The following is a 16669-nucleotide window of genomic DNA, read 5'->3' as shown; positions in this document are numbered from 1 at the left end:
TTGACTACTGACGGAGAAGATATGCCACGAAGTCGATCTGGTCAAACTTGATTAGTAGTGATGCCGGTCACGCGTCACGGAACCGCACCACGACCGCCGTAGCGTGCCGCGTCGTGTTCCGCCGCACCTCGACGAGGACCACCGGCTCCGCGGGCAGCGCCGCGTACGTCACGTCGCCGATGCCGATCGCCGTCGCGACGCCCTCGCCCGCCGGTGCGGGCAGCGCCCGGGCCGCGGCCGTCCGTACCGCGGGGGAGAGCGGGGACGACACCACCGGGGTGCCGTCGCCGGGCAGGACGAGGACCAGGGCGCGGGGGTGCGCGGGGTTTCCGGTGCAGCCGACGACCACCGCGTCGCGGGTGTCGCTGTGCCGCAGCTTCAGCCACGCGCGCGTGCCGCCCCGGTACGCGCCGTCGAGCCGCTTGATCACCAGACCCTCGACGCCGGTCGCGGGCAGTGTCTCGTACCAGGTCAGGGCCAGTGCGCGGTCGGTCGTCGAGGGGACCGCCTGGAGGGGAGGCCCGAGCGGTTCGAGCAGTCGTACGAGACGGGCACGGCGTTCCTCGTAGGGCATGCCCCGGCGGTCCTCGCCGTCCTCGGTGAGCAGGTCGAAGGCGGCGTACGAGGCGGGCAGGGTCCTGGCGAGCTGGGCGGCGCGCGACTGGGTCGCCGCGGCCCGCCGCTGTACGGCGGCGAAGTCGATGCGCCCCTCGGTCCACACCACGACCTCGCCGTCCAGGACCGTGCCCGCGGGCAGCGCGGCCGCCGCCTCCACGAGGTCGGGGAAGGCGGTCGTGACCAGGCGCCCGGAGCGCGCCTGGAGCGTCACCTGGCCGTCCGCCGCGCGGTGCACGACCAGGCGGTGCCCGTCGAACTTCGGCTCGTAGGCCCAGCCGCCGCCCTCCGGCAGCGCGCTCACCGTCTGGGCGAGGGCCACCCGCACCGGCGCGGCCGGAGTCATCGCGGCGACCGCGCGGGCAGCGGTCTGGCCCGGTTGAGGTTGATGAGCGGGCCGAGCAGGTCCCCGTACCTGCGCAGGCGGGGCGCGATGTCGTCCGCGCGGAAGACCAGCTGGTCCCGCTCGTCGCACTGCTCGATCTCCGCCCAGGTCACGGGGGTGGAGACGGTCGGCTCGGGGCGGGCCCGCAGGGTGTAGGGCGTGGCGGTCGTCTTCGCGGCGGCGTTCTGGCTGAAGTCGACGAAGACCTTGCCGGGGCGCAGGCTCCGCGTCATCCGGTGCACGACGAGCGCGGGCAGCTCCCGCTCGGCCTCGACGGCCAGCTCCTTCGCGTACGCCGTGACCCGTTCGGCGGGGGTCGGCTCCAGCGGTACGAGCAGGTGCAGGCCCTTGCTGCCCGAGGTCTTCGCGTACACGTGGAAGCCGTCGGCCATCAGCCGCTCCCGCAGCCAGAGCGCGGCCCCGCAGCACTCCACGATGGTGGCGGGGGCGCCGGGGTCCAGGTCCAGGACCAGGCGGTCGGCCTGCCCCGGGGCGTCCGCCTGCCATTGCGGGGTGTGGAACTCGGTGACCAGATTGGCCGCCCACATCAGCGTGGCCAGGTCCTGTACGAGGATCTGGCGCGCGGTGCCGTCGGAGCGCGGCACGTCGGCGGTGCGCACCCAGGAGGGGGTGCCGGGGGGCACGTTCTTGGCGAAGAAGCGCTGGCCTTCGGGTCCGTCCGGGTAGCGCAGGAACGAGACGGGCCGGTTGTGGAGGTGCGCGAGGAGGGCGCCCGCCGTGCTGGCGTAGTAGTGCAGCATCTCGCCCTTGGTGAAGCCGCCCGCCGGGTACAGCACCTTCTCCAGATTGCTGAGCGCGAGCCGCCGCCCCTCCACCTCGGTGATCGGCGTCATACGATGAGAGTCCCATAAATCACCACAAATCGACCCCCCGTCCTAGCGAGAGGTGCCGGACGTGCGATCCATATGGAACGGTGCGATCTCCTTCGGTCTGGTCAGCATTCCGATCAAGCTCGTGAACGCCACCGAGAACCACTCGATCTCCTTCCGCCAGATCCACACCGAGGACGGCGGCCGGATCCGCTACCGCAAGGTGTGCGAGCTGGAGGACCGCGAGGTGACGTCCGCGGAGATCGGCAAGGGGTACGAGGACGCGGATGGCTCGGTCATCCCCATCACGGACGAGGACCTGGCCGCGCTGCCGATCCCGACCGCCAAGACGATCGAGATCGTCGCCTTCGTCCCCGCGGACCGCATCGACCCGCTCCAGATGGACGCGGCGTACTACCTCTCGGCGAACGGCGTCCCCGCCGCCAAGCCCTACACGCTGCTGCGCGAGGCGCTCAAGCGCAGCAAGAAGGTGGCCATCGCGAAGTTCGCGCTGCGGGGCAAGGAGCGGCTCGGCATGCTGCGCGTGGTCGACGACGTGATCGCCATGCACGGGCTGCTCTGGCCGGACGAGATCCGGGTCCCCGAAGGCGTCGCGCCCGACTCGCACGTCACCGTCCGCGACGCCGAGCTCGACCTGGCGGACGCCCTGATGGACACGCTCGGCGAGGTCGACATCTCCACGCTCCACGACGACTACCGCGACGCGGTCGAGGAACTCATCGCCGCGAAGGTCGGGGGCACGGCCCCCACGGAGCAGGCGCCCGCCGCCGAGGCGGGCGGCGGCAAGGTCATCGACCTGATGGCCGCCCTGGAGAACAGCGTCCGCGCGGCCCGCTCGGCGCGTGGCGAGGCCGCGGACGACGACGCGGTGGCGGACGTGACGCCGCTGCCCGCGCGCCGCGCCAAGTCGGCCCCCGCCGCGCCGAAGCAGGTGGGCGGCAAGAAGTCGACTGCCACCAAGAAGAAGGCGACCGCGACCGCGAAGAAGTCCGCGTCGAAGTCGGCGCAGACGGGCCGCAAGACGGCCACGGCGGCGAAGAAGACGACGCGGAAGAAGTCGGCCGCGGCGAAGAAGACGACGGCCAAGAGGCGCGCGTCGGCGTGAGGGGACGGCATGCGGGGACGGGTCGGGCGCGGTGTCACCCCACCCGGGTGCCCTCGCTCTCGCGGTGGCGCAGTGCGGAGGCGATGACCTCCGCGACGTACGGCAAGTGGGCGTCGAGGAAGAAGTGGCCGCCCGCCAGCACGTGGCAGTCGAAGGCGGCGTCGGTCTCGTCCGCCCAGAGCCGTACGCCGTCGGGCGTGACGCGCGGGTCGCTCTCGCCGGTCAGGGCGACGATCGGGCAGCCGAGGCGGGGCCCCGCGCGGTGGACGTGGTCGTCGAGCAGCTGATAGTCGGCGCGCATCGGCGGCAGGATGAGCGGCAGCAGCTCGGGTTCGGTGAGCACCTCGTCGTCCGTGCCGGACAACTCCCGCATGTCCTGAAGGAGTTCGGCGTCGCTCAGCTCGCGCGCCGGGCGCGGCCCGGTGGACCGGCGCGGCACCGAGGGCGCCTGCCGTCCGGAGAGGAACAGGGCCACGGGCGGCCGCCCTCGGTCCGTCAGGCGCCGGGCCGTCTCGTAGGCCATGACCGCGCCCATGCTGTGCCCGAACAGGGCGAGCGGAGCGTCTCCCGGGTGCTGCGCGAGCGCGGCGAGCACCGCGTCGACGACCTCGTCCGTCCGCTCGGCGAACGGCTCGCCGTGCCGGTCCTGCCTCCCCGGGTACTGCACGATCAGCGGCTCCACCGCGCCGCTGACGGCGGCCGACAGCGGGTGGTAGGCGCTGGCCGAGCCGCCCGCGTGCGGGAAGCAGAGCAGCCGGGCCGGGGCCTCGGGTGCGGGGTGGAAGCACCGTATCCAGTCGCTCACTGACCGCGTCCTCTCGTGATGGGGTCGCCTGCTCGGGACGGCCGCCTGCCGTCCGTGGCTCGCGGCGCCGTCCGTCCCGGACAGGATGTCATTCCCCGGTCCTGGCCCAGGCGCGGGCGAACAACTCGTGCGGCGGGACGGGCGGGAACAGCCGCAGGAAGGGGCCCGTGAGCTCCCCGGACGCGTCCGACTCGGCCAGGTGCGGGTCCAGCTTGGCCGTCTCCAGGGGCAGGTGCGGCGCCTTGGCCTCGGTCCAGCCGCCCGGCACGAACGCCGTGCGGCCCGCGCGGGAACGCTTGCCCGTCTCCACGGCGCCCGCCGCGGCCAGCTCCGCCTGAACGGCCTTGTGGCGGGCGGCGGTCCACCCGTTCCAACGGCGTACGTCGCGGTCGGCGGGGCGGGGCAGGGCGAGCAGCTGCAGCTGGAGCGCCGCCGCGTCCGTGCCGACGCCCAGCGACTCGGCGGCCTCGGCGACCAGGCCGGGGGCGCTCAGCCGCGGGTCGAGCTCGTAACCGCCCGCGGGGACGGGGGAGTCGGCGGCGCGCTCGACCATGCGGGCCAGGCCGCCGCCGTCGTACAGCGTCTGGACCCGGCGTACGCCCAGGAGCAGGTCCGGCAGGTCGAGCTCGGCGCAGAGCCGCTCCACGCGCCGGAGCTTGGCCGTGTCGTCGAGGCCGCGGGGGCGGATGAAGACGTCGCCGTAGCGCCCGCCGACGACGAGCAGCCCGTCGTCGTACGCCACGACGGGCTCGCCGCCCGTGCCCCCGCTGCCGTCGCCGTACGCCCGGGCGCGGGCCTCGTCGGAAAGCCGCAGGGGGTGGCGGGTGGGACCGAAGAGGCGCTCGAACTCGGCGGCGCCGCCGGGGATCCGGTGGCGGCCGAGCGGCAGCAGCAGGTCGGGTGAGCGCAGCCAGTCGAGCAGCGCGCCGTACAGCCCGGCCGCCCGGCCCGCGGCGATGTCGCCGACGGGGCGCTCGGTCAGCGCCCACGCGAGGACGGACGGCAGCTGGAGATGGGTGAGGTCCCAGCTGTAGGCGGGCCGGAAGGGCGAGCCGTCTTGGCGGGCGTGGTGGAGGGCGAGGCCGCCGTATCCGTCGTCGAGCAGGACGCGGGCGCGGGGCTCCGTCGGTACGTCGCCGGGGGCGGCGCCCGCGAGCACCTGCGCCCAGACGGGGCCGAGGCCGAGGGCGCCGTCGAGCGCGTCGGCCAGGTCCTCGTCGACGTACGGCCGCGCGCCGATCCGGTCGTTCCACACCTCGGCCATGCGCCGGGCCGCGGCGCGGGCGCCGGGCTCCGTCCACAGCTCCGCCAACTCCTCGGTGGCGTCCGGGAGTCCGGCGGCGAGGATCTCCCTGCGTCCTTCGAGGCCCAGCTTCGAGAACGCGTCGTCGTACTCCCGCTGGAGGTCCTTGCCCGCGCGGTAGGGCGCGGCGCGCAGCAGCTTGCGGTGCTCGTCGGAGCCGTCCCTGCCGGGCAGCCCGTCGAGCACGAGCCGCCCGACGGCGCGCCGGACGCCGGTGATCCTGCAGAACTCCTCGACCGCCTCGGCGCCGGGGCTGAACGGGCCGTGCGCGCCGAGCAGTTCGAGCAGCCGCCCGATGCGCCCGGCCTCGTCCCGCCCGACCACCACGGTCACGCACTCCTCGGCCCCTTCGGGCGCGGGCTCGGCCGCGCGCTGCACGAAGCGCAGGACGGGGTCGGGCCGGCTCGCGAACCGGCGATCGTCGAGCGCGGAGGCGACCACGAGCCCACCGGCGGCCCGCCGCGCGGCGATGGCGCCCGCGCGGGCACGGCCGGTACGCCAGCCGTGGGTTTGCCGACTGGCCAGGGTGGGGTCGGTGGAGTCGGCAGGGTCGGTCGCGGCTCCGGCTCCGGCTCCGGTCGCGGCTCGGGTTCCGGCCTCGGCTCCGGTGCTGGTTCCGGGCCGGGCTCCGGTATCGGTGCCGGTTCCCGTTCCGGGCCGGGCCCCGGCGTCGGTCGTAGCTGGCGTTCCGGCCTCGGAGGCAGCCCCGGCCCCGGCTCCGGCCCCGGTGTCGGTTCCTGTCCCGGCCCTGGCCCGGGCCCGCATGTCGGCCTCGGCTCCGGTCCCGGTGTCGGTTCCTGTCCCGGCCCTGGCCCGGGCCCGCATGTCGGCCTCGGCTCCGGTCCCGATCTCGCCTTCACCCTCGCCCCCGCCCTCCGCCTCCGCGAACGGCTGCTCGGCCCACACCCTCAACAGCTCCGCCAGCGCCGCCCGTTCGGCGTCCGGCGTGGCCTCGGTCGCCGCGCGCCAGGAGACGGCGTCGGTGTGGCCGAGCAGGGGGGTCCAGTCGGCCGGGGGAGCGGGGGTGCTCAGGCGGCGGGTGTCGTCGTCGATCTCGCCGCGCAGGTAGCGGCCGTCCGCGGCGAGTGCCGTGAGCGTCGCGGCGGTCGGTCCCGTGGGGGCCGGTGCGTGGCCCCACGGCTCGGTGATGACGGCGCGCAGGGCCGCCTTCAGGTCGGAGTCGGGGACCTGGACCCGCAGCGCGACCGGCGACGGCGCCCGCATGATGTCGACGAGCCGGGAGAGTTCCGCGCGGCGCCGCAGGATGTCCGCGGCCCGCAGCGCGGTACGGACGACCGCGTCGGCGATGCGCGCCTCGGTCACCCCGGGCAGCACCCGCGCGAGCTCGGCGCGCACGGCGCACTCCGCTTCCTCGCGCCGCGCCGCGTCGAGCAGCGCCCGCGCCGTGTCCTCGGTGGCCGCGCGCAGCGCCTTGGAGGACGCCGGGTCGCGCGGGGAGAGGAAGTGCCAGAAGGCGGGCGGCGGCGCGGGCAGCCGCTCTGCCGTGTGCAGCCGGTCCTGCTTCTCCAGGCCGGGCGCCGCCCTGCGCATCCGCAGCCAGTCCTTGTCGGGGAATCCTGGCAGCTCCCACAGCAGCGAACCGTCGTCGGCGGAGTGGCAGCGCACCCGGTCGGTCTCGGCGAGCACGCCGTCCTCGCCGCCCTCGGGCATGCGCAGGATGCCCCAGGGGGTCTGCCCCTGCCGCGTGATGCGGAACCGGGCCCGGCGGCCGTCGATGCCCTCCACGACGTACCGCCGGGTCTTCTCCGGGTCGCCGGTGTGGAACAGGACGCGGCAGCCCACCAGTCGGCCCGCCTGGCCCAGCGGCGACGCACCTGCCCCCGGGGGCAGGGCGGCGAGCGAGATCTCGTCCGGGTCGAGCGCCAGGCCCTTCTCGGTGGCGGGAGCGGCGGGGGCGCCGGGGAAGTCGGGCAGGCCGCCCTGTTCGCCGCGCTCGCCGGTGGCGGGGTCGAAGCGCGCCCAGGCGTCGCGCCCGCCGCGCCGGTGGCCCTCGTTGCCGAAGATGCTCGAACCCCAGTACCGGCTGCCGTCGCTCAGCTGCTGCTCGTGGTCGGCGATGCCGCAGCGGTCGCCGGGGCGCATGATCCGCTGCCCGTCGTACCGCCCCTGCCCGTCCGCGCTCTCGAACTGGAAGCCGAGCGCGCCGTCGATGGACCCGCCGAACGGCACCATGCCCAGCGGGTCTTCTGGGCGGAACACGTCCTGCGGCCTGTCCGTCCAGAACGCCTGACTGACCAGCGGCATGACGTCCTTGACGCTCCAGCCCACCAGGAACCGCCCGCCCGCGTAGTGCACGGAGTGCATCGTGGCGTCCTCGGGCAGCGTGAACTCGCCGGCGGCGCGCCGTCGTTCGTGGTCGACGGCGATGGCGCGCTCGCGGGAGTACACCGTGAGGACCGGCCACGTGGAGGTGACGGACAGCGCCTCCCCCTCGGGGAACTCGGCGAGCGCCTCTTCGAGGGCGGGCCAGCCGAACTCCTCCACCAGGCCGCCCCGCAGCGCCCTGGCGAGCGGTCCGACCAGGTCGAGTCCGGCCAGCGCCTCCTCAAGACCGCCGAGCGCCGCCACGGTGGGCCTGTCGAGCACCTCGCCGAGCTCGCGCAACGCCTCGTCGGCCCCGGCGACGCCGCCCCCGCGCACCTCCTTGAGCAGCCGCTCGACGCGCTCGTGGACCTCGGCGCTGATGCCCTCGTTGTCCGGCAGGAGGGCAACGGCGGTGCCGCGCCGCACACGCGCGTGGACGGTGCCTTCGAGCCGAGGACCGAAGACGGGGTCCCCCGCGAGGGCCTTCAGATCGCGGTGCGAGCGCTCGCCCCAGTAGGTGAGCCTGACCCGCTCGCCCGGGTCGTGCACGGGCACCCCGGCCGCCAGGCACGCGTCCAGGAGGTCGGCGTCCAGGCCCGTGTAGGAGGACCACTTGGTCCGGTGCAGCCGCACGTCCCGCGACTCGCCGCGCAGCCGCGGCGCGATCCGGTCCACCAGGTGGAGGACCTCGACGGGCATCTGCTGCCGCCGGATCCCGCCGCCGCCCGCGCGCCGGTAGGCGTACGCCGCGGCGAACCGCTCCAGCCAGCCCGCGAGACCGCCCACCGGCACTGCGCGCCCCGCGGTCACCGCGTCGACGGCGCCGCACGCGTCCAGCATCCGCAGCCAGGCGGCGCCGTCGGTGTCGTTGCCCGGGAAGATTCCCCACAGCTCGCCGCTCAAGGAGTCGTCGAGGGGCTCTCCGGAGGCGGCGAACACCCGCGCCGCGGCGTCGAAGAGGGCGTCAGGGACGGACTTCCCCGCGGCCCGGCGCAGCACGTCGCCGAGCACCCGGGCCTCCTCGGCCACACCGAGTCCCGCGCCCCGCGCGGACGCCCGCAATCGGGTCACCAGATCCGCGCCGAGCCCGGCCGACGAGCCGGACCAGGCGTCCAGGAAGCGCACGAACTCCTGATGGGCCGAGGCCCCGGGCAGCGCGGCGGCAAGGGCGCGCTGATGAGCGCCCATCTCCTTGCTGGGCAGGGCTCCTTCGCGCGCGTAGAGCAGCGCGTTCGCCACCTGGTAGGTGGTGTCGAGGGGCAGCCGGTGCTCCTTCTCGGCCCGCCGCGCCAGGCCGTACGCCTTCCCGGCATACCGGGCCGACGTGCCGCAGAACCGGTGCCCCACCATGTCCCAGAACCACGGCAGATGGGCGGACGGCAGCCGTCCGGCCCGCAGTTCGAGCACGCCCATGGCCTGCCCGGGCTTCTCGTACGCCCCGCGCAGGTCGTCCCGCACCTTGTCGGCGAGGTCCTCGGCGGCGCTCAACGCGGCCGGGTCGTGGGCGCGGACCCAATCGACGTACACGGTCGAGGAGTTCGCCTGGTGGGGGAGTGCGACGGTCATACGAGCGATCATGGCACGCACCACTGACAAGGCGGGGCGGCCCGGATGGCAAGGCCGGATGACAAGGCGGGGGCGGCCCGGAACCGGACCGCCCCCGCCTGCTGTCCACCGGCTCACTGACCGCCGGTCGACCTGCCGAAGTACTCCAGCTCGGCGATGGCCAGCTGACGCTTGTCCCCCGCGCCGTACGCGGAGCGGACCACCAGGCGGACGGAGACCGCGTCGCGCACCCGCACGTCGACCTTCTGCGCGCCGCCGTCGTTGATCCGGCGCTTGAAGGTGCGCTCCTTGCCCGCCGAGTCCGTCACCACGAGGTCGAACTCCATGGGCCGCGCCTGCTCGGCGGCCTGCGCGGTGCGCGGCGACGTGCCCGGCGTGATCAGCAGGTTGAGCAGGTCGGTGGGCTGGCCGAAGTCGGCCTGCAGCCACTGGCCCGCCGAGTCGCCCGAATAGCCCGTACCCCACCAGGTGTTGGAGTAGCCGTCGAAGGCCACCTGGGGGCCGTGCTTGGGCGAGGAGTGCGAGGCGCTGAAGTCCGTCGGGCGGACCGGGACCCGCTTGGCGAAGTGGTCCTGCACGGCGCGCGCGGCGGGCGGCCCGCCGAAGATCCCGCCGACCACCACGCCGACGACGATGACGGCCACCACGGCGCGGTAGATCCACCGGGTGCGGTCGCGGTTCAGGCGCGGCCGCTGTCCGGCGTACGGGCCTTCGGCGGCCGGGCCGGAGTGGTCCTTCAGCGGCGTCGCGCAGCTGCGGCAGAAGTGCCTGCGCGGCGCGTTGGGCACCCCGCAGCCGGGGCACGGCATGCCCGACTCGGGCTCGGCGGGCACGGCGGCCTGGCGCACCCGCGGGCGGGCGGCCTCGGGCCTGCCGGGCAGCACGCCGCCGGGCGCCTCGGGCGGGCCGACGGGCTCGGAGTCGGGCACCGGCACGAGCAGCGACCTGATCGCGGTGTCGGAGTGCCCGGCGGACGGCCGCTGGTCGTCCTGACGGGCGTAACCGCCGTCGGGGTGGGCCCCGGCCTGCTGCTGCGGGGGCTGCGGGGCCTGCGGCGGGTGCGGGGGCTGCGCGGGCTGGTAGGCGGGCTCGCCGGGCGGGGTCGTCGGCAGCGGCACGGTCGTCGCCGCCGCACCGGGCACGGAGCCCTCGCGCGCGTGGTCCCGCGCCGGGCCCGGCGGCAGGTCGGGCACGGCGTCGTCGGCGGGGGACGCGCCGGGTCCTGTGCCCGCGGGGGCGGCCGGGGTGTCCCAGCGCAGGAAGGCGCCGCACGAGTCGCAGAAGGACTGGCCGTGCTTGCGGGCCGGGGTGCCGCACTCGGGGCAGGGAGCGGTACTGGAAGGGGAGTCTGACATCTCAGGCTTCTCGGTCATGGGTGGGTTCCCTCAGGGACGGTGTGGTGGTCACCTCGGCCGTGAAGGGGAGGTGGGCGGGGCGGGCCGCGGCGACGACGGCGTGCAGGCGGTGCCCGTCCACCGACGCCGGGTCGCGGACCGGCAGAGCGATGTGCAGGCCGGGGCGCGGGTTGCCGGGAAAGGAGCCGAGCGGCCGCGCGGACCAGGTGGCGCCGCCGCTCTCGGTGATCTCGGGCCGTACGCCGAAGGCGAGTTCGACGGCGGCTGCCAGACCGCGCCGGGTGCCGCGCACCCGGTGCAGGGCGACCGCGGAGGCCACCGCGTGCCGGCGGAGCACCAGCGGCTCCGTGCCGTCGAGCTCCGTGCCGACCCAGTCGGTCAGCCACTCGAGGAAGTCCTCGGGTGCCAGGGAGGGCATGAAGTACGCCTCCAGACAGTCCAGGACGGTGAAGACGGGGGCGAGCACGACGTCGAGACCGGAGACGAAGCGCAGCGCGAAGTCGTCGTCGGCGAAGACGGCGGGGAGCTGCTCGTCGAGCGGATGCGCGGAGCCGAGCGAGTCGACGCTGCCCCGGTGCGACACGCTCACGTGCCCGGCGCCGTGCCCGCCGCCGGGTCCGCTGCCGTTCCCCGTCCCCTGCCCGGCGGACGGGGAGCCCTTGGACATGTACGCGGAGGACGACCCCGCGCCCTTGGACATGGACGCGGCGCCTGCCCCGTCGCCGTTCTGCCCGCTCATCGGGCCTCGATGACGCGGACGCGGTGGTCGAAGGGGAAGAGGAGCGCGGACGGCGCGAGATCGATGCGGTCGGTGGCGTCGCCGCGCCGCCCGGTCAGCGGGTCGGCGGGGTGCAGGAGCACCTCGTCGACCAGCTCGACGCCGGGCACGCGCTGCAGCGCGGCGAAGATCTCACCGGCGCGCAGCGGACGCCCGAACGGCCAGCCGTCGCCGTGCGCGCCGCCGGTCAGCGGGTCCAGATAGGCGTACAGCGCGTCGAGCGCCTCGGTGCGCACCTTCTCCGACTGGGCGGCGCGGAAGGAGTGCAGCGTGGCGACGACCGTGACGCCCTGGTAGAACGGCGGCCCGACCGCGAGCCGGGTGCCGATCGGGCGCCGGTCGTCGAGGAACTGGGTGACGCGCGAGAGGAGTTCCTCGCCCGGCACCAGCTGCTCGAAGCGGAGCCGCCCGCCCCGGTCGGACACGGCCTGCGGGACGACGAGGACCCGGACCGCGTTCTCGCCCGCCTCCGCGGTGTCCGCGGCCAGACAGTGGATGCGGGCCGTCTCGGGCGCCGCGCGCCGCGCGAGCTCCTCGTAGTCGCGCGCGGTCACCGCGCGCTCCTGGGCGCGCAGCGCGATCGGCGCGCGCACCTTGGCCTCCTGCACGGTCTCGCCGTCCACCCCGCCGCGCGCCGCCTCGCGGTTCTCCACCCGGGCGACGTACGGGATGGAGCTGCGGAGCACCTGGATGGCGCCGCGCGCCACGTTGCCCGCGCGGCCGCCGCCGGTGCGGTAGCGGGTCGCGCGGATCGCCGCGCCCTTGGCGGGCACCGCGCCGAACTGCCGCAGGGAGCCGTCCGGTTCGCGTACCGCGGGCCCGAAGGCGATCTCGCCGGTCGCCGCGTCGAGCGTCACGTGCGGGTCCAGCGGGCCCGATGAGGCGAAGTCGGAGACGACCTGCCACTGGTGCCAGCCCGCCCCGTCGTTGTCGCCGTCTCCGGAGTCGTCCGCGGAGTGCTCGGAGACCTCCAGGACCAGCGGCGGCCGGTCGGCGACGACCGGCGCCTGGGCCAGGCGGAGGCGCTGTCCCGGTACGCCGGAGGAGTCGCCGAGCGATTCGTCGCGCACCACGTCGGCGTGCGCCACCGTCGTCGTACCGCCGATGGTGAACGCGGACGCGGCGCGCACGGTCGGCGAGGCGCTGTAGAACGGCTGGCCCTGCACGGCCTCGGTCACCCGGCAGCGCAGCCAGCCCGCGTCCTGTCTGCCGATCCGCGAGACGGTGTGCCCCGCGGGAATGTGCAGGACCACGTCGCCCGGCCGGTTGAGGCCACCGGTGGAGTCCTCCTCCACCTCGCACTCCGTCCAGCCGTCCGCGGTCCACGCCTCCCACACCAGGGGCGGCTGGCGCGGGTCGACGCCGACGCCGTCGACGCGGCTGTCGAGCTGGAGCACGGCGGCGCAGCGCGGCACCGGGGAGCTGAGCCCGAACAGCAGGGTGTCGCCGGGCTGCGGCGAGGCCGAGAAGGCGGCCACGTCGCGGCCGCCGAAGACGTCCTGCCCGCAGTCCTGCGGGGTGCCGCCCGACTCCTGGCGAAGGACCGACTCCAGCTCGCAGGGCACCACCGTCAGGTCGCCCTCGGTCGCGAAGGCCACCGCCTCCTCGGTCTCGGTGCGGCTGGTGGCCACCTCCGTACCCGCGGGCAGGACCACCGGCTCGGTCTGCGGCGCGGAGAGCCAGAAGGTGACGTCGGCGCGGGCCGCGGCGGGCGGGAAGAGGGTGACGCCGAGCAGGTCGAGGAAGGCCAGGTGGTTCTTCTCCGGCACCCGGTTGAGGCGGTAGACGACCTGGTCGGCCATGTGCGCGACCGCCTCGATGAGGGTGACGCCCGGGTCGGAGACGTTGTGGTCGGTCCACTCCGGGCAGCGCTGCTGAATGTAGCGCTTGGCGTCGTCGACGAACTGCTGGAAGCGCCGGTCGTCGAGGTGGGGTGCGGGCAGGGCCATCGGACTTCAGACTCCGCTTTCGGTTTCCGTGGAAGGGATCACGTAGAAGGGGAAGACGAGGCTGCGCGGGTTGTTGGTGCCGCGCACGCTGTAGCTCACGTCGATGAACAGGACGGACGGGTCGTCGGGGGCGGGGCTGACCTCGACGTCGATGACCTCGATCCGTGGCTCCCAGCGGTCCAGCGAGGACCGCACCTCGTACCTGATCCGGCCCGCCGTCGCCTCGTTGACCGGCGCGAAGACCATGTCGTGGACGGCGCAGCCGAATTCGGGCCGCATCGGCCGCTCGCCCGGCGCGGTGGCGAGCACCAGCCGGATCGACTCCTCGATCTCGCGTTCGCGGCGGGCCAGCGCGATGCCGCCGCCCGCGTCGGTACGCAGCGGGAAGGTCCAGCCCGCGCCGACGAACTGTTCACTCATGTCCGGTGACCCCCTTGCGTCGCATGTCCCTCAATTTCCTCGAGCCGCCCAGACCGTCTAGAAGGGAATGCCGTTGCGCAGGACGGCCGGTGCGCTCAGCGCGACCGTGGCGGGCGAGCTGATCGCCGCCGCCGCGCCCGCCGAGACGGCCACCGCGCCGACCGCCGTGACGGAGACCGCGCCGACCGAGTTCACGGCCACCGCGCCCGCCGACTTGAGGCTGATGGCGCCGGTCGCGTTGATGTCCGCGGCGGCGCCCGCCATCACGCCGAACTTGGCGCCCGCCTTGATGTCGACGGCCCCGCCCGCGCTCATCGTCAGCGAACCGCCCGCGGTCAGCGACAGGTTGCCGCCCGCCTTGATGCTGACGTTCCGGGTGCCGGTGATGGAGACGGAACCGTCGCTCTTGATGGTCACGCTGGTCTTCGTCTCGTCCATGTGGACGGTGAGGCGGCCGTTGCCCGTCTGCAGCCTGATGCCGCTCTTCATGCGGGACTTGGCGTCGACGAGCTCCATGGTGTGGCCGCTGCGCGAGGAGATGGAGCGCCAGTTGACCCGGCCGCTCGTCGGGTCGATCGGCTGCAGACCGTCCGTGTTCGGCGTCGGCTTGTCCCTGCCGTTGTACAGCCCGGCGAGCACATAGGGATGTTCGAGAGAGCCCCGGTCGAAGGCCACGAGCACCTCGTCGCCCACCTCCGGCATCATCAGCCCGCCACCGCGTACGCCGCCCAGCTGGGCGATCCGGCACCAGTCGCTCTCGTAGGTGTCCGAGAGCCACGGGAAGCGCAGCTTGACCCGGTTCATCTTCATCGGGTCCTTGGCGTTGCTGACCAGCGCCATGGCCACGCCCGGCATCGGCGGCGCGGCGTCCGCGCCGCCCGAGGCGAGCCCGTACAGCGAACGGAACTGCCGCCCCGACACGGTCAGCCAGGTGGTGAAGGGACGCCCGGACTCGAAGACGTGGCGCACGCCGGTCGCCGTGTACTTCCCCTCGAAGGGGAAGCCCGCGCCCTTGAGCGCCACCGGCCTGCCCGGCTGCAGGTCGGGGTTGCCGGTGACCGCGACCTCCAGCTCCGCGAAGGAGCCCGACACGTCGTCGGCGAGCGACTTGGCGGCGTGCCGCACCTGCGCCTGGGTGGTGTACGGCGTCTGCGTGCTGGTGAGTTCGGACTTGCCGAACGGCTGGGACAGCTGCGCCGGGGTGATGTCGGCGTCGATGTCCTTGCTGACCGTGGCCGGGGACGTCGAGGAAAGGGCGCGCTTGGACCGCACGTCCCAGCCGCGCGCACCCGCGGTGGAGACCTGCCCCGACGCGGTCACCGCGACCCGGCTGTGCAGCGCGTTGTGCCCGAACTCCAGGACGTACGGGCTCTGCGCGGACGGAGTGGTGTCGGCGGGCGCCCCCGCGGCGGGCTTGAGGCCCGCGAAGTTCAGCTTGCCGTCCTCGTCGAAGGAGAGCCTGCTGTCGTTCTCCTGGGCGAGGCGGGACAGGAAGTCCCAGTCCGTGATGTTGGGCTGGGTCGCCAGCTCGTACACGGTCGGAGTGGATTCGATCTTGCCGATCTTGAGGCGGTTGAGACCTGCGACGCGGCGCACGATGTCGGAGGCCGTCATGTTCGGATAGCCCTGCACCCGGCGGTTGCGAAGGAGGCGGTGCCCCGGGTCGTAGCCGCGCACCACGAGGGTCTTGCCGCTCGCGTCCGAGTCCACCTCAAGGGCGGTGACCTCGCCGGTCAGCATGGGCTTGCCGCGCACGCCGTCGGTGAACGGGCAGAGCACCGCCTCCGCGCCCACCTTGATCTGCCGGAACTTCTGCAGGATGTCGCCGCCGCTGTCGACGAAGGTCAGCTGGAAGGCGGACGGCACGTTCACGCTGGAGTCCACCCAGCCCTCCACGAGCAGCACGGCCAGCTTGTCGGGCAGCCGGGCGCCGCCGATCTCGGCGTGCAGGACACTCGTGTACGTCTTCTCGCTCATGCGGACTCCGGGTGAACGGGGGCGATGCGGGGCTCGTCGGCGGCGGGCAGGAGCAGTTCCGTGCCCGGCCGCAGCCGCATCGGGTCGTCGATCTCGTTGGCCTCGGCGATCAGCCGCCAGCGCGTCGCGTCGCCGTACTCGCGCCAGGCCAGCGAGGCCAGCGAGTCACCGGCGACGGTGCGGTGCACGCGCCGCGCGGACAGCGCGCCCGACGTCGGGTTCTGCCCCTTGGTGGGCATGGCCACCTCGGTCAGCGACAGCGAACAGGTCGCGCGCAGCGGCTCGCCGGTCGGGTTGAACAGGGTGTACGTCGCGCTGACGCTGGTCACGTACGCGACGAACTGCACCGTGTTGAACGACCCCCACGAGAACCGCACCCACGGCGGCGAAGGACGCTTGGTCGACACGCTCTGCGGCGTCACCTCGCAGCAGGAGAGCAACAGCTCCACCTGCTTCTGCACCTTGCCGCCGTTCGGCGTGCCCGAGGAGTCGAGGAACACCTCGAGCTGCAGCGTGGCGGGCTGGGCGCCGGTGAACTTCGGCGGCGCGCCCCGCGTGTAGGCGACCGCGGGCTGCGTGCGCCACTCCGCGGTGCGGCCCATCTGGAGCTGCGTCGGATTGAACTGGAACTCCACCTCACCGATGCGCCCGCCCATCGATCCGCCGAGATCGGTGGGCGGCTGGTGGATGGCGAGCGCGGCGCGGACCAGGCTCGCGCCCGCCTTGCCGCCGGACGGCGCGGCCATCTCAGGCACCTCCCGCGTCGGTGAAGCCGTGGTGGGCGATCTCCAGCGTCTCGGTCGCCACGCTCGGACTGTCCGGGCTCAGGCTCGGCCCCTGCCAGCTCACCGGGAGCACCTCGACGAGCCCCCACTGGGCGACGATCGAGCCGTCCGCGCGCAGCGCGGCGATCTGCGCGGTGGGCCGCGAGATCCCCGTCGCGATGGACGAGATCCAGGCGGCGACGCGGGAGGTGTCGGCGGTCAGCGGCCGGGTCAGGCGGATCGTCGAGAACGTCACGCGGGTCGGCAGCTGCCAGACGAACCCGTTGTTGCCGCCCTCCTGCCGCTGCTCCACCTCCACCTGGGAGGACAGGCCGTCACACCCGTTGAACAGGCCGAGGTCCTGACCGTCGATGGTCAGTTTGAAGAAGACGGTGGAACCGGGGTCCAGGGTCGAGGGCATCGGGCTGTTCTTTCCTGTGGCGGACGGAGGGGAGACCGGATGGTCGCAGG

12 protein-coding genes are annotated in these 16669 nt (G+C 74.2%); 1 reads left to right on the top strand and 11 read right to left on the bottom strand.

Annotated features, from left to right (window positions below; translation table 11 throughout):
- Positions 1-67 precede the first annotated feature (67 nt).
- The gene (locus CP970_RS13805) at positions 68-961 is read right to left on the bottom strand and encodes an ATP-dependent DNA ligase (protein ID WP_191094911.1); all 894 of its coding nucleotides are present in this window, start codon (positions 959-961) and stop codon (positions 68-70) included.
- Positions 958-1854: a non-homologous end-joining DNA ligase gene (ligD, locus tag CP970_RS13800; protein WP_055547388.1), complete on the bottom strand. Its 897-nt coding sequence runs from the start codon at positions 1852-1854 to the stop codon at positions 958-960. Before ligD ends, CP970_RS13805 begins: the two co-directional genes overlap by 4 nt.
- A gap of 61 nt (positions 1855-1915) precedes the next feature.
- Between ligD and ku the strand changes: the two genes are divergently transcribed.
- Complete coding sequence (gene ku, locus CP970_RS13795; RefSeq protein ID WP_055547397.1) at positions 1916-2956, top strand: non-homologous end joining protein Ku; 1041 nt, start codon at positions 1916-1918, stop codon at positions 2954-2956.
- A 34-nt stretch (positions 2957-2990) separates the two neighbouring features.
- Here ku and CP970_RS13790 read toward each other — a convergent pair whose 3' ends face one another.
- From CP970_RS13790 to CP970_RS13750, 9 genes are all read right to left on the bottom strand, one after another.
- Entirely contained in the window at positions 2991-3761 is a 771-nt protein-coding gene (locus CP970_RS13790) for a thioesterase II family protein (protein ID WP_055547389.1), read from the bottom strand.
- Positions 3762-3849: 88 nt separating this feature from the next.
- Entirely contained in the window at positions 3850-8955 is a 5106-nt protein-coding gene (locus CP970_RS13785; protein ID WP_055547391.1) for a hypothetical protein, read from the bottom strand.
- Positions 8956-9068: 113 nt separating this feature from the next.
- The gene (locus CP970_RS13780) at positions 9069-10328 is read right to left on the bottom strand and encodes a discoidin domain-containing protein (RefSeq protein WP_150493336.1); all 1260 of its coding nucleotides are present in this window, start codon (positions 10326-10328) and stop codon (positions 9069-9071) included.
- On the bottom strand, positions 10312-10899 hold the full coding sequence (locus CP970_RS13775) for a phage tail protein (protein ID WP_224059219.1): 588 nt from the start codon (positions 10897-10899) through the stop codon (positions 10312-10314). Before CP970_RS13775 ends, CP970_RS13780 begins: the two co-directional genes overlap by 17 nt.
- Positions 10900-11045: 146 nt before the next feature.
- The gene (locus CP970_RS13770) at positions 11046-13037 is read right to left on the bottom strand and encodes a putative baseplate assembly protein (RefSeq protein ID WP_055546147.1); all 1992 of its coding nucleotides are present in this window, start codon (positions 13035-13037) and stop codon (positions 11046-11048) included.
- Between the two features lie 6 nt (positions 13038-13043).
- Positions 13044-13457 (bottom strand): GPW/gp25 family protein, encoded by a 414-nt coding sequence (locus CP970_RS13765; RefSeq protein ID WP_055546149.1) that lies wholly within the window; start codon positions 13455-13457, stop codon positions 13044-13046.
- Between the two features lie 57 nt (positions 13458-13514).
- A complete protein-coding gene (locus CP970_RS13760) occupies positions 13515-15434 on the bottom strand; it encodes a VgrG-related protein (RefSeq protein ID WP_055546151.1) in 1920 nt (639 codons plus the stop codon).
- A complete protein-coding gene (locus CP970_RS13755) occupies positions 15431-16180 on the bottom strand; it encodes a CIS tube protein (RefSeq protein ID WP_055546153.1) in 750 nt (249 codons plus the stop codon). Before CP970_RS13755 ends, CP970_RS13760 begins: the two co-directional genes overlap by 4 nt.
- A gap of 1 nt (position 16181) precedes the next feature.
- Positions 16182-16619: a phage tail protein gene (locus CP970_RS13750; protein WP_055546155.1), complete on the bottom strand. Its 438-nt coding sequence runs from the start codon at positions 16617-16619 to the stop codon at positions 16182-16184.
- Between the last annotated feature and the right edge of the window lie 50 nt (positions 16620-16669).

The sequence above is a fragment of the Streptomyces kanamyceticus genome (genome assembly GCF_008704495.1).
GTDB lineage: Bacteria > Actinomycetota > Actinomycetes > Streptomycetales > Streptomycetaceae > Streptomyces > Streptomyces kanamyceticus.
This window is presented reverse-complemented; position numbering and strand designations above follow the sequence as displayed.

What these genes read in the sequence shown, in the direction of transcription:
- CP970_RS13805 (WP_191094911.1), bottom strand. Translation starts at nt 961, where the DNA reads ATGACTCCGGCCGCGCCGGTGCGGGTGGCCCTCGCCCAGACGGTGAGC.
- ligD (WP_055547388.1), bottom strand. Translation starts at nt 1,854, where the DNA reads ATGACGCCGATCACCGAGGTGGAGGGGCGGCGGCTCGCGCTCAGCAAT.
- CP970_RS13785 (WP_055547391.1), bottom strand. Translation starts at nt 8,955, where the DNA reads ATGACCGTCGCACTCCCCCACCAGGCGAACTCCTCGACCGTGTACGTC.
- CP970_RS13780 (WP_150493336.1), bottom strand. Translation starts at nt 10,328, where the DNA reads ATGACCGAGAAGCCTGAGATGTCAGACTCCCCTTCCAGTACCGCTCCC.
- CP970_RS13770 (WP_055546147.1), bottom strand. Translation starts at nt 13,037, where the DNA reads ATGGCCCTGCCCGCACCCCACCTCGACGACCGGCGCTTCCAGCAGTTC.
- CP970_RS13765 (WP_055546149.1), bottom strand. Translation starts at nt 13,457, where the DNA reads ATGAGTGAACAGTTCGTCGGCGCGGGCTGGACCTTCCCGCTGCGTACC.
- CP970_RS13760 (WP_055546151.1), bottom strand. Translation starts at nt 15,434, where the DNA reads ATGAGCGAGAAGACGTACACGAGTGTCCTGCACGCCGAGATCGGCGGC.
- CP970_RS13755 (WP_055546153.1), bottom strand. Translation starts at nt 16,180, where the DNA reads ATGGCCGCGCCGTCCGGCGGCAAGGCGGGCGCGAGCCTGGTCCGCGCC.
- CP970_RS13750 (WP_055546155.1), bottom strand. Translation starts at nt 16,619, where the DNA reads ATGCCCTCGACCCTGGACCCCGGTTCCACCGTCTTCTTCAAACTGACC.